Source organism: Paenibacillus sp. FSL R7-0313, from assembly GCF_037969885.1.
Lineage (GTDB): Bacteria > Bacillota > Bacilli > Paenibacillales > Paenibacillaceae > Paenibacillus.
This window is the reverse complement of sequence record NZ_CP150219.1, coordinates 6,481,223-6,493,684: the sequence shown is the minus strand read 5'-3', so window position 1 is coordinate 6,493,684 and position 12,462 is coordinate 6,481,223. Positions and strand designations below refer to the sequence as shown.

Below are 12,462 nucleotides of genomic sequence, written 5' to 3'. Positions count from 1 at the left end.
CACCTCCTTTTCTTTTTTAGCGATGATTGTTGTTATTCAGGGCGATTATATTTTAAGTGTTTTCTATATTTTTTTACCGTATGGAGTAATGTTTCAAACGTTTCTTCTTCATTACTGCCATCCTTAACGATGGAGACAAATGAGAAGTTATCATGAACAAGTTTGTTCCTCGTCTGAAACACCTGGCTAAGGGCTTCTGCGAAGTGTTCTTTTTCGGATTCAAGAGCAATGAATTCTTTACTCAGTTCGGCTTGAATAATCTCCATGTTGGAGCGCGCACGATAGGCAGGAGTTTTCATCAGCTGGGTCGAATTAAACTTTTTCTGATATACGTCTCTGTACAGTTGATGTAACATTTGTTCAATAATGGCGCATAGTTCGATGACCAGTGAAGCATATCTTCGGTTTTTGCGTTTTCGGGTGAGCTCACGTGTTTCTTCCTGGTCAAAGATACCGTATTTTTCATACAGCGTAGAATCAACGTTCTGCAAGATTTCCTGATATTCCTGTTCGAGTAGTGCGATTTCAAGTTTGGCTTGTTTTTTAACTTTTTTAAAATCTTCTTTGGTCAGCATACTTGTCCTCCCATGGAAACCGAGATGTGATCCTATCATTATCTCATATTGTCCGTCGTTGCGCCTCTAATTTCGGAACCTCAGGTTCAGAAGGGAAGTACCTCATGTTCAACCAGACAGCAATTGTAACAGGAGCTAACTCAGGTATGGGGTTGGCAACCACTATTGAACTTGCAAGACAAGGATATCGGGTAATCATGGCATGCCGCAGTGAGAAGCGCGGACAGGAGTCTCTTCAGGAAGCTGTGCGTCAGTCCGGCTCTTCTGCGATTGAATTGATGTTGTGTGACCTGGGTTCACTCGAAAGTATACGCCAGTTTGCCCGCACATTCCGCGAGCGCCATGACAGCCTTGACGTTCTGGTTAATAATGCGGGGGTGGTGATGGTCAAGCGGAAGGAAACCTCAGACGGGTTCGAACAAAGTATCGGTATTAACCATCTGGGGCATTTCCTGTTGACCTTACTTTTGATAGAACCTCTGAAAGCTGCGAAGCAGGGACGGGTTGTGAACGTTTCGTCAGGTGCATATAAGGCCGGCAAAATCCACTTTGAAGATCCACATTTGCACAAAAGTTATAATCCGATCAAAAGCTACGCCCAATCCAAATTGGCTAACGTGTTGTTCACTCGTGCGCTGGCCCGCAAACTGTCAGGCACATCTGTCACGGTGAACTGTCTACACCCTGGTGCGGTGGGAACGAGCATTGGCGTAGATCGCAATACTGGATTTGGCACACGCATTATGGCGTTTGTGGGCAAGCTGCCATTCTTTTTGTCCCCTGAAGAAGGGGCGCGAACGGCTATTTATCTGGCCACAAGTCCTGAAGTTGTCGGCATCACCGGGCGTTACTTCTATCAACAGAAAGAGCAGCAGCTGAAGGCACATGCCGTTGATGATGCTTCAGCTGAGCGTTTCTGGACATGGAGCGAAGAGCAGGTGGGGCTAAAGCCTGATGAGAAGTTGTAATTCAGCACAAGCTGATAAGTGACCAATAGATAGAGTCGTTACTTCTTTTATATTTTTGCCTTCACAGCTTGTTGGATCATTTCAATAACAGCTTCAATACGTTGGATGCCTTGATCTCCCTGACCGTATGCACGGACAGAGGCAGATGAGGCATTTTTCTCATTCTCACCAAGTACGAGCGAATAAGGCACTTTTTCCATCTGGGCTTCACGGATTTTGTACCCGAGCTTCTCGCTGCGCAGATCTGTTTCTACCCGAATGCCCGCAGCCCGGAGTTGGCTCTGTACTTGGAGCGCATAGTCTGCGTAATGATCTGACACAGGTAGGAGCTTCACTTGCACAGGTGCGAGCCAGAGTGGAAATGCTCCTGCATAGTGTTCAGTCAGAATGCCGATGAAACGATCAATGGAACCGTAGATGGCACGATGGATCACGACAGGACGGTGTTTCAGGCTATCCTCGCCAATGTAAGTGAGGTCGAACTTCTCCGGCATTTGAAAATCAAGCTGGATTGTTCCGCACTGCCAGCTACGCTTCAGCGCATCGAGGATATGAAAGTCAATTTTTGGTCCATAAAAGGCACCGTCTCCTTCGTTAACGCGATACTCCACGCCGCGGCGATCCAGTACATTTTGCAATGCACGTTCCGCTTGATCCCACAGCTCTTCCGATCCCATGGAATCTTCCGGGCGAGTGGACAATTCAATCTTATATTCGAATCCAAAGATATCGTACATACGTCCGATCAGTGAGATCGCCTGATTAATCTCGTCCTCGATCTGCTCTGGCATGACGTAGAGATGAGCATCATCCTGGCAGAATGTCCGCACACGCATCATGCCGTTCAGGGCACCTGAGAATTCATGACGGTGAACCTGACCAAATTCCATCATGCGAATCGGTAATTCGCGATAGGAATGGAGTGTGTTTTTGAAGATCAGCATGTGCCCAGGACAGTTCATCGGTTTCAGTGCAAAAGTGGCATCGTCCACTTCGGAGAAATACATGTTGTCCTTGTAATGCTCCCAATGGCCGGATTGCTCCCACAGCCGGTTGTTCATCATGAGAGGAGTCCGAACTTCCTGATAACCTTCCTGTAATTGCAGCTCACGCGAGAATTGCTCCAGTTCAGTGCGAACAGTCATGCCTTTGGGCAAGTAGAAGGGCATGCCTGGCGCTTCTTCGGAGAACATGAACAGTTCAAGCTCTTTGCCGAGTTTACGATGATCCCGTTTTTTTGCTTCTTCGAGCATGTGCAGATGTTCATCCAGTTGGGCTTTGTTGGGGAAAGCAGTGCCGTAGATACGTTGCAGCATCTTATTATCCGAGTTACCTCGCCAGTACGCACCGGCTACATTCAACAGCTTAAACGCTTTGATTCGACCAGTGGATGGAAGATGGGGACCGCGACACAGATCGAAGAACTCTCCTTGATCATAGATTGAAAGTTCGGCGTCCTTCGGCAAATCCTGAATGAGTTCAAGCTTGTAGGGGTCCTGGATCTCTCCGAAGATACGGAGGGCTTCCTCCCGGTTAACGACCCGGCGACTGATCTTATGATTCTCCTGAATGATTTTGCTCATTTCCCGCTCAATGGCAGCCAGATCACTGATGGACAAGGCATGCTCCAGATCAACATCGTAATAGAATCCATCTTCAATGACTGGGCCGATACCCAGTTTCACTTGTTCTGCACCGTAGATGCGTTTGAGCGCCTGTGCCAGCACATGTGCTGCGCTGTGACGATAACGATACAGACCTTCCGCGCTGTCCAAAGTAACAATAACGAGTTCGCAATCTTGCTTGAGCACCCAATCGAGATCGACATTCTGACCATCTACAATACCGCCGATAGCCTGTTTCCCAAGACTTGTGCTGATGGATGAGGCGACCGCCCCTACAGTGATGCCTGCTTCGTAAGAACGTATCGCGCCACCTTGCAGACGGACCTCAATGGAATGACTGGATGGTTGAAGATCATTTGCTTGGTTGTTTATTTCGTTACCTGATTTGTTGCTTGCTGAGTTACTGCTTTCTTGTTTGCTCATGTGAACCACTCTCCATTTCTTAAAATGAAAGCGCAAAAAACACCCGTCCCGGAAAAGGGACGAGTGCGCTTGGCTCGTGGTTCCACCCTAATTTTGGTTATGGTGCACCCTGATCTCGGCCAGCCGCCGGAACAGAAAACATCATAACCCTCATTGGAATCCGTTATCGGGGATCAGGCGGTGAACTCTACTGACAGCATGTCGAACATCCAAAGGGGTCCAAAATGCTGAGGTTCGAGGTCACGGCTGCAGAGGGGTAATTCCGGTCCGTTCGCTGAAGAAGGTTTCACCAATCCCCTCTCTCTCTGGGCAGCACGCAAACGAAATCTTGTCTCTGGTCATCGCCAAATATGTTAGATCAAACTCATTTGAATTATTCTGAAATGTGTTGCATTCAATATTAATATATTGGAACAGGTGTTATTGAGTGTCGATTATATAGACTGAAAATGGAAAGGTCAAGCGGAACATTTTATTTGGTTTCGGACGGCTCATCCCATATTAAGCGAATGATCGTTCCTTCACCAGGGGTGGACTGTACCTCAATACGACCATTCATGGCTTCGATCAAACCTTTGGTTACCGCCATGCCCAGCCCTGATCCAACGTCCGATGTACCTGTATCTGTACCGCGATAGTATCGTTCAAATAACTTCCATACCGTCTCGGGGTCCATGCCTTTTCCATTATCGGCAAACTGAATGCTGAATTCATCTGCCTGCGTACCAGAATGCACACTGACAACCAGGATGGACTCGGGCGGATTATGAAGAAGGGCATTGGCGGTCAGATTATCCACAATTCGTTCAAACGACGGAATATGGACAAGTCCATACACAGGCACTTCGGACGGTTGGAATATGATGCGACCTTCTCCATATGCCGGATTCCGTTCAGCGCGCTGGATCAGATCACGGAGTAACGTATTTACGTCAGTCTTTTCCACCACAGGTTGATATCCTCCACTGCGTAATCGATAGGTCATGGCAAGGTCGTTGACAAGCCTGTCCATATACATGGACTTATCGAGCATTATGCCTGCGAATTCTCTGACTTCCTCCGCGGTCCAGCTATACTTATCCGCCTCAAGCATATGCGCATATCCCTGAATGGAGGAGAGGGGTGTCTTCAGGTCATGTGTTATGCCAGCAATCCACTCCTCCCGCAGAGAATCGGTCTGTTTCCGAAGTTCTTCATCTTGCTTCAAAGTGTGAGACAGGGCCTGCATGGAGCGAAGCACTTCAGCATACACGTTGTATTTTCGCTTCCACTTTCCGTTACGACGCTGACTGCGAGGCACTCCAAAGGCTCCGGTAGGTTCCTCGTAATGTCCTCGTTCCAGACGCTGTAACCATTGGAGCATATGCAGCATAGGTGAGCCGAAGCGGTTGGCATACCAGAAGGCAAGCAAAATGAGCAGAATGATGATGGACACGATCAATACAACCAATGCCGGTTCCAGAATAAAACTGTAGGGGTTTTGATTTCCGGTCGCCAATGGATCGCCAGGGATGCTAATCAGCCAGGTGGTTTCATTCTTCTCATCGTACCACGTGGCAACAGACATGCCTGATCGACTCGGATAGCGAATTTGCAGAACCAGTTCCTGAATGGTGTATTCGCTTGGTACGCCCATGGCCGGTTTGTTATAGGAGGAGAGTTCGCTTCCTGACGCGTCCAATACTTGAAGATAAGCATTGGCGGCACGGAGGGCCTCCTGATGGTCGGGCTGAAGATCAAGCTTCCCGTTGGTGAAAGCGAGGTCTGAACGAATGTTATTCATTAAGGACTTGGCCGGGTTACTCTCGCCATATAACAAAGTGAATTCCTTCCCGTTTTTCTCCCGAATCAGCATGACAATCTGATAAGGGAACGGCTTCTGGATTTCCCAGTATGCAATCAATTCCCCCGGTTTATAGTGAGTAGGAACATCGGCAGGTGTGTGATATTCATCAATAGCGTAACCTTGTTCATCCAGAACCTGGAGCCAGCCTTGATTTTTATCCACTTGTTTCAGCAGTTCGGGGTCATATCGGATCGTATTATCTGGCAGAATCTCTGCTGTATTAATCAATTGGTCCAGACCATTAACAGCAAAATCATCCACCAGATTCACTTCATTTACCTTTTGCACGACCCAGTAGGTGGCTACAGACCCAAGCAGGATGATAAGAACGACTGCACCGGCAAGCATCCCGATAAACCGGGTCATTAACCTGCGACGAATACTCATGGGCGTGACACATGTTCCGGCTGAATCAGTTTGTATCCCAAACCTCGGACGTTAACGAGAAACACTGGATTGGAAGGATCGGCTTCAATGCGCTCCCGAATGCGGTGAATATGAACCATCACGGTATTGTCATCACTAATGGCTTCAGAGCCCCAGACCCGTTCATATAGATCTGACTTGGTGAAGATGCGATTGGGATGTTTGCAGAAAAAGAGTAGTAGTTGAAACACAAGTGCCGGACAGGATACGGACTCACCTTCAACACGAAGCTCACCAGCCCATTCCAGCACTTGAAACCGTCCAAAGTCGTACACGCCTTCCGATGTGCTGGGAGATGACGCATTTACGTTAGATGGGACGTGATCCGAGATCGCTGCGGTTTTGGAAGGTAAGTAACGCTTCAGTAATGATTTAATTCGAGCAACGACTTCCAGCGGATTAAAGGGTTTGGCGACATAATCGTCGCCACCAACAGCGAATCCGGTTAATTTGTCATAATCGGTTGTTTTGGCCGTCAGAAACAGGATGGGCGCATCGGTGACCTGCCTTAGAAAAGGACAGATTTCCAGTCCGCTTTTGCCAGGAAGCATGATGTCGAGCACGATGCAATGATAGGTCTTGTTGTTGCATGCCTCAATGGCAGCTTCGCCTGTTGTAACGGTATCAATATCGAGAAACTGCTCTTTGAGCAGAACGGTTTTGAGCATATGCAGAATGGCCTGTTCATCATCCACAAGCAGTAATGAGACGTTATCCATAGTTTAAAAATGACCTCCTGATCCTTCCGTTGTGTGTATTGCTAATCATACCATCCAAGAAGGCTGTATAGCGTATGAGCTATCTTAACGGAATCTTAATTATACAGCGTTAGAGGGCAAGACGAGTTTAGCTACTGGTAAGTTGGGGTTAGACGAAGGATAAGACTCATTCTGTACACTTAACTGGAAAGTATAACGATTAGTAGAAGGGATGTTGAGAATGAACAGAGAAGGTCATCTGAAATCAGAGCAAAATACACATTTGAAATTACAGAATAAAAGGGGTTGGAAGGTGCTTGCGATTACCCTTGGAGCTTGCGTAATACTGTCTGCTTGCGGCAACAGTAACTCTATTACTTCCGACCAGGCCGAGCAGCAGTCAGCCGAAGAGGCGTCCAATAATGAAGCGAGCGAGAACTCGAATCAGGAGCAGAACTCAAGTTCAGAGGTGAGCACGATGGTTACACCAGACAATTTCATAGATACGCTGATGAACGGTTCAAAGGATGCAATCTACAGTCAGTTTTCTCCGGAATTGAAGGGAACGTTAACGCTTGAGCAGTTCAAGGAAGCTGCTAACCAGTTTCTGGAGGGTGTGGAATCTTGGGAGCTAGTAGTAGATGCCCAAATGAATCAAATAACCGAGCATAGCTGGAAGGATCAAACCGGAACGAAAGGTGTTCAAGTTTATTTTTCTGAAGAAAATCAGATAGAGGGTCTCTTAATTCAGCCGTTAGAAACTTATGAGGATACGGACAGCAAAGTCACAAAAACAGAGTTCCAATTCCCCATGAAGGGGGAATGGTTTGTATTCTGGGGAGGCAATGATGTGTTGTCCAACTATCATTATGCGCATGAAACCCAGCGCTACGCCCTGGATATTGTTCGTACACAGAATAATTCAAGTTATCAAGGTGAGGCAACGGCAAACGAAAACTACTATGCTTTTGGTGAACCACTCTATGCTGCTGCGGACGGAACAGTCGTCGAAATCAAAAACGATATTCCGGACAATGTACCGGGTGTCATGAATCCGGAAGAGCCGGCGGGTAACTATGTGGTGATCGATCATGGAAATGGTGAATACAGCATCACAGGACACATCAAGGAAGGCAGTGTTTCGGTCAAAAAAGGAGATAAGCTCAAGCAGGGAGACCCTATCGGTGAGCTCGGTAATTCGGGTAACTCCAGTGAAGCTCATCTGCATTTCCAAGTGTCGGACGGCCCGGATCTGTTCACATCTCGCTCAATTAACATTCGTTGGGCAGACCAGAGTCAGCAGTTCACTCGTGGGAACACAATACAGGGACTTCCAGAGTAATTCTCTGTCAGAATGTTAGAGGTGACGAAAACTTCTCTTCTCCGTTATAATATCCTCTATGATAATAGAACGATCTGAGATGATGGAGGAATAGCGATGAAACTGGAAGATGTGCAGATTGAATATGCGCGACTGGAGGACTTGCCGAGGATTGTGGAAATATATAATTCCACTATTGAGGGCCGTATGGCAACAGCGGATTTGGAGCCGGTGACGGTGGAGCAGCGTATTCCGTGGTTTGAGGACCATTCACCGGATCATCGTCCGCTTTGGGTGATGAAGCAGGCAGGGCATGTGGTAGCTTGGGCAAGTCTCAGCTCGTTCTATGGACGCCCTGCGTATAATGGAACGGTGGAAGTCAGTGTATACGTGGATCAGCAATGCCGCGGAATTGGGGCTGGCGGACGTTTGCTCGAAACGGTATTTTCAGCATGTCCTGCACTTGGAATTACAACCATTCTCGGATTTGTCTTCGGGCATAACGAACCGAGTCTGGGGTTATTGCGCAAGCATGGTTTTGAACAGTGGGGATATTATCCCGAAGTGGCCGTGTTGGATGGTGTGAATAGAGATCTGGCGATTTTGGGCAAAAAAATATAAGTGTCGTTCTTATTCGTAACATAAGAACACTGAAAACCTCCAACCTAAATTAATAGGATTGGAGGTTTTTTTGTCGTTAGACTATATTCTTCGCTATGTGAAAAGGAGGTTGTGTTTATACGCCAAGCTGCTGTTTAATCTCTTGGATCTGTCCCAGATGACGTTCCTCATGATAACTTGTAAAGTCAATCCATTGGGTAAGATCCATCTCACCAAATACGGGATGAGGAAAGGACTTGCTGCGCAGCAGGTCAGGATCATGATCCAATGCAAAGTTGTTTAACGCTTGGTGAGATTCGTCCAGATCACTGCGTACGTCTGCAAGTGCTTCAGGCGCTGCTGGAGGCTGAAGATGGGGTGGTGCCTCGACGGAGCGGCTGCGGTCCAACGATAATTCATATGGTTTTTTGTCCACAGACACCGTCTGTTCCTTCTCTAGGGCAAGGCGGGCTTGTTTTCCAATTACATTTTCCATCAAATTCAGATGTCGTAGTACTTGCATAATACTCCATTGTTGGGGTGAAGGTTTTTGGTTCAATTGTTCTTCTTCGAGTCCCGAGACTGCTTCCCAGATTTGGTTGCGTATATTGTCATTACGAGTAAACATTGTGCAATCCTCTCCTTATATATAGGTTCTATGATGCGGGTAGTCTGTGTATGTTCATTACCCCAAAAGTGGATGCTTATTCTATAAGCATTGAGAATGGAAAGAGTGAATGCGAACCTGGGCAAGATTAGCCTTGTTAGATGTAATCTGTGCCAAATAAAAAAAGCCGTTCTCCATGAACGGTTCATTTAAATCCATCACAAGTCCAAAAAAAGATTGACGGGTAGACCCCGGCAAACTATAATCGGTACAAGTAACTTGATATGTAAGGAGTCCTGACATGATATGTTAGTAATCGACGAGGTGTATCACCATACAGCATTGCAAATATCATCGTCCGATTTATTGTACCTTATCGAACGGCTGAAGGTCAAAAAAGAAAATGAGATCGAAACGCTCAAACAGAAGATCGAACAGTTCGAACAAAAGCGTCGAGCGGAAGAGATCGCTTATCAATCGTTGTCGCCCGTACGCAAATGGTTTGCGGGACGCCCCGCATCCCATCATCAGGCGGTGGAGTATATGGTGCAGGTGAAGGAACGTTTTCGCAAGATGGAACAGATTCGCAGACGCATACGTGAATTGGATCAGATCGCAGAGCGAATTAAGCATCCGGACAGCATTGAGCGGGACAAGATTGAGCTTGCGCCCGAAACAATCCGTGAGCTCAGACAGCTTAGTGAAACGGAGGATGTACAAGCATGACTTTGGAGACGTTAAGCACCGGGATTGATACGGTCTGGGTCGTACTGAGTGCAGCGATGATTTTATTGATGGAGGGTGGATTCGCCCTGCTCGAGGCTGGCTTTGTGCGTTATAAAAATAGTGTGAACATTATTATGAAGGTATTTGCTGACATTACGATTGGAACGTTACTGTTCTATGCCATCGGTTTTGGACTGATGTATGGTTCGGACGTTGGCGGTTTTGCGGGAGTAACGGGATTTTTCCTGAATGGGGATTTGTCTCATCTGGACGTACCGGTATCTCTGGAGACATTCTGGTTGTTCCAGGCTGCCTTTACCATTGCCGTTATTTCCATCGTTTCAGGAGCGGTAGCCGAGCGCATCAACTTCCGTGCCTACCTGTTATATATCATATTGATGACGGCGATCATCTATCCAATTGGTGGACACTGGGCATGGGGCGGCGGCTGGCTTAGTCAGCTGGGGATGCAGGACTTTGCCGGTTCGGCTGTCATCCATGCACTCGGCGGATTCTCTGCACTCGCTGCTGCGATTATCATTGGTCCGCGTAAAGGAAAATACACGCCGCTTGGCGTAAGTGCCATCGCACTTCCGAGCAATCTGCCACTGGCCTCTGTAGGTGCATTTCTGTTATGGTTCGGCTGGTTTGGCTTCAATGCTGGGAGTACACTCAGCGCGACGGATGTAAGAATTGGTCACATTGCGATTGTCACGATGTTATCTGCGGCTTCGGGTGGTGCGGTTACGTTACTGTATACGTTATTCCGCTTCAATCGTTCAGATGCACCATCGGTCATTAACGGTTCGCTTGCGGGACTGGTCGGCATTACGGCAGGCTGTGCTTTTGTTGGCGATGTAGCAGCGATATTCATTGGGGCCGTATCCGGCTTATTGATGATGGCTGCCACCAACTGGCTGGACCGTCGGCAGATTGATGATCCAGTTGGTGCTTTCCCGGTGCATGCCGCATCAGGGATGTGGGGCACGATTGCCGTAGGTCTGTTTGCCACGGATGGTGGATTATTCATGGGCGGCGGCTGGAGGTTGCTGGGTGTTCAGGCACTTGGCCTTACAGCCTTGGTCATCTGGGGATTCGCCATGACCTGGATCGGGTTAAAGTTGATTGGCAAAATTGTGCCTGTACGTTCGACAGAAGAAGAGGAAGATCTGGGTCTGGATATCAGCTATCATGGTGTGATGGCAGCCCATCAGGCCCATGAATTCCTGGATGGTGAGGAGCATATGCGTGCTTACCAGGAAAAGTCCTCTGATCCGAATCGTTAAATGCAATATAGGATAAAGAAGTAGACTGACAAGGAATGTCAGTCTCTTTTTTCTATATAAATTGAAATACACATTTACACGAGAACGTAGAGGACAGAAAGAACCTGAAGAAACAAAGAGTTCGCCTTTATCCCCGGATTTTTACCTTTGCAAAGGTGAATCAAAAAAATTCTGGGGATAACAGCGATCGGAAGGTTGTTCTGTCATCGGAGTTGTAAGTGTAAAATATTCTTAAGTTCAATTTATATAGAAGCAGGGAAAGACGTCTGGGCGGAAGAATATACAGGTGTGAACCTGAATATGTCTCAGCATAGGTGTATTGTCAAAAGGAGAGGATCTATATGATTAAGCCAGAACAATGTGAACGTCTGACCAGAAAAGCCCGTAAAACACTTGAGGAATATGGTTTGGGAGTTGCTGCCGATCTGCTGTTGTCCTCAAGCCGCTGGGGAATTCGCCTCGATGTATCCACACTGGACGAATATCGCAGGACAGGAAACTCACGTGTGGGTGGGCATCCGGATTTGCCGAGTCGCATGGAATGGCCCGTAACACAAGAAGGGGTTCCAATGACTTTCCTGGCCCAACTGAACCTGGTGGATTTGTCGCCGTATACGCCGAATGATGGGCGCGGGACTTTGCCTGAACGTGGAATGTTATACTTTTTCATTGGCACGGATGAATCTGCTTGTCCCATTGAACATCGTGTGATTTTTGAACCGAGTTCTCATAACCTAATAAGGCGAGAGCCTGAAGGTGATACCGCGCTGGATGGAGCCCCGTTTGTTGCACATTCGGTGACTGTACTGCCTAATCTGGAGTTTCCTACATATGCATATATAGACGCCAACGCGCTGAATGAGCTCTCGCCGCCTCAGCTTGAGACCGATGAGGCCGAAGCGGAAGTGAGTCTGTATGACCGATACCTTGAGTTCGAGTCGAGCTGGAATCATCCGAGTACGCTGAATTGGGGTGGAATGTTTGGATATCCTGACGGGCAGCATCCGGATGCCGAGTATCGGGCCTTGTTACAGATCGCATTGGGAGAAGAGTACGATTATAATGAGCAGGAGTGTGAGAAGAAGCTGACCAAGCATTACGGCGGTGATGAGGATCGGACATGGCAGGAACTATCCGATACGCTGCTGCTGTTGAAGATAGATACACATGATGCTATTGGTTTCCAATGGTGGGATTGCGGGGAGCTGCAATTTTTCATTCGCAAGTCTGACTTGGAGGCTGGACGATTCGAGCAAACGTATTGTTCGTTATACTCAAGTTGAGCAAAGATTTGAACTCATATAGGCAACAAAATGTCCTGAATCCCGTCTATAAGAAGGAGGAAGGACTTTTTTGTTCGT

General features: G+C 47.5%; 11 protein-coding genes. 6 read left to right on the top strand and 5 right to left on the bottom strand.

Annotated features, from left to right (window positions below):
* Nucleotides 1-32 precede the first annotated feature (32 nt).
* Nucleotides 33-575 (bottom strand): hypothetical protein, encoded by a 543-nt coding sequence (locus NSQ38_RS28460; RefSeq protein WP_339785426.1) that lies wholly within the window; start codon nt 573-575, stop codon nt 33-35.
* Between the two features lie 104 nt (nt 576-679).
* Between NSQ38_RS28460 and NSQ38_RS28455 the strand changes: the two genes are divergently transcribed.
* Nucleotides 680-1,543, top strand: coding sequence for an SDR family oxidoreductase (locus tag NSQ38_RS28455; protein ID WP_339785424.1), 864 nt, complete (start codon nt 680-682; stop codon nt 1,541-1,543).
* Nucleotides 1,544-1,590: 47 nt separating this feature from the next.
* Here NSQ38_RS28455 and thrS read toward each other — a convergent pair whose 3' ends face one another.
* The 3 genes from thrS to NSQ38_RS28440 form a co-directional block, all read right to left on the bottom strand.
* The gene (gene thrS / locus NSQ38_RS28450; protein ID WP_339785422.1) at nt 1,591-3,591 is read right to left on the bottom strand and encodes a threonine--tRNA ligase; all 2,001 of its coding nucleotides are present in this window, start codon (nt 3,589-3,591) and stop codon (nt 1,591-1,593) included.
* A 472-nt stretch (nt 3,592-4,063) separates the two neighbouring features.
* On the bottom strand, nt 4,064-5,824 hold the full coding sequence (locus tag NSQ38_RS28445; protein WP_339785421.1) for a HAMP domain-containing sensor histidine kinase: 1,761 nt from the start codon (nt 5,822-5,824) through the stop codon (nt 4,064-4,066).
* Complete coding sequence (locus NSQ38_RS28440; protein WP_017689941.1) at nt 5,821-6,582, bottom strand: response regulator transcription factor; 762 nt, start codon at nt 6,580-6,582, stop codon at nt 5,821-5,823. Before NSQ38_RS28440 ends, NSQ38_RS28445 begins: the two co-directional genes overlap by 4 nt.
* A 220-nt stretch (nt 6,583-6,802) precedes the next feature.
* On the opposite strand from NSQ38_RS28440, the gene NSQ38_RS28435 reads away from it, so the two are divergent.
* Nucleotides 6,803-7,903, top strand: coding sequence for a peptidoglycan DD-metalloendopeptidase family protein (locus tag NSQ38_RS28435; RefSeq protein ID WP_339785419.1), 1,101 nt, complete (start codon nt 6,803-6,805; stop codon nt 7,901-7,903).
* Nucleotides 7,904-7,999: 96 nt separating this feature from the next.
* The gene (locus NSQ38_RS28430; protein ID WP_339785418.1) at nt 8,000-8,503 is read left to right on the top strand and encodes an N-acetyltransferase family protein; all 504 of its coding nucleotides are present in this window, start codon (nt 8,000-8,002) and stop codon (nt 8,501-8,503) included.
* Nucleotides 8,504-8,618: 115 nt separating this feature from the next.
* Here the strand turns inward: NSQ38_RS28430 and NSQ38_RS28425 are convergent, their stop codons facing one another.
* Nucleotides 8,619-9,110, bottom strand: coding sequence for a DinB family protein (locus tag NSQ38_RS28425; protein ID WP_339785416.1), 492 nt, complete (start codon nt 9,108-9,110; stop codon nt 8,619-8,621).
* Nucleotides 9,111-9,395: 285 nt separating this feature from the next.
* Here NSQ38_RS28425 and NSQ38_RS28420 point away from each other — a divergent pair, with 285 nt between their 5' ends.
* The 3 genes from NSQ38_RS28420 to NSQ38_RS28410 all read left to right on the top strand — a co-directional run bounded on the left by NSQ38_RS28420 (nt 9,396) and on the right by NSQ38_RS28410 (nt 12,384).
* A complete protein-coding gene (locus tag NSQ38_RS28420; RefSeq protein ID WP_338592364.1) occupies nt 9,396-9,815 on the top strand; it encodes a hypothetical protein in 420 nt (139 codons plus the stop codon).
* The gene (locus NSQ38_RS28415; RefSeq protein WP_036610695.1) at nt 9,812-11,101 is read left to right on the top strand and encodes an ammonium transporter; all 1,290 of its coding nucleotides are present in this window, start codon (nt 9,812-9,814) and stop codon (nt 11,099-11,101) included. Before NSQ38_RS28420 ends, NSQ38_RS28415 begins: the two co-directional genes overlap by 4 nt.
* Before the next feature lie 341 nt (nt 11,102-11,442).
* Nucleotides 11,443-12,384 carry a YwqG family protein gene (locus NSQ38_RS28410; RefSeq protein ID WP_339785414.1) on the top strand — a complete coding sequence of 314 codons (942 nt, stop codon included), beginning with the start codon at nt 11,443-11,445 and terminating at the stop codon, nt 12,382-12,384.
* Nucleotides 12,385-12,462 lie beyond the last annotated feature (78 nt).

Excerpts from the sequence above, each read along its gene's own strand:
- NSQ38_RS28420 (WP_338592364.1), top strand. The coding sequence starts at position 9,396 with ATGTTAGTAATCGACGAGGTGTATCACCATACAGCATTGCAAATATCA.
- NSQ38_RS28425 (WP_339785416.1), bottom strand. The coding sequence starts at position 9,110 with ATGTTTACTCGTAATGACAATATACGCAACCAAATCTGGGAAGCAGTC.
- NSQ38_RS28435 (WP_339785419.1), top strand. The coding sequence starts at position 6,803 with ATGAACAGAGAAGGTCATCTGAAATCAGAGCAAAATACACATTTGAAA.
- NSQ38_RS28460 (WP_339785426.1), bottom strand. The coding sequence starts at position 575 with ATGCTGACCAAAGAAGATTTTAAAAAAGTTAAAAAACAAGCCAAACTT.
- NSQ38_RS28440 (WP_017689941.1), bottom strand. The coding sequence starts at position 6,582 with ATGGATAACGTCTCATTACTGCTTGTGGATGATGAACAGGCCATTCTG.
- NSQ38_RS28455 (WP_339785424.1), top strand. The coding sequence starts at position 680 with ATGTTCAACCAGACAGCAATTGTAACAGGAGCTAACTCAGGTATGGGG.
- NSQ38_RS28415 (WP_036610695.1), top strand. The coding sequence starts at position 9,812 with ATGACTTTGGAGACGTTAAGCACCGGGATTGATACGGTCTGGGTCGTA.
- NSQ38_RS28445 (WP_339785421.1), bottom strand. The coding sequence starts at position 5,824 with ATGAGTATTCGTCGCAGGTTAATGACCCGGTTTATCGGGATGCTTGCC.
- NSQ38_RS28410 (WP_339785414.1), top strand. The coding sequence starts at position 11,443 with ATGATTAAGCCAGAACAATGTGAACGTCTGACCAGAAAAGCCCGTAAA.
- NSQ38_RS28430 (WP_339785418.1), top strand. The coding sequence starts at position 8,000 with ATGAAACTGGAAGATGTGCAGATTGAATATGCGCGACTGGAGGACTTG.
- thrS (WP_339785422.1), bottom strand. The coding sequence starts at position 3,591 with ATGAGCAAACAAGAAAGCAGTAACTCAGCAAGCAACAAATCAGGTAAC.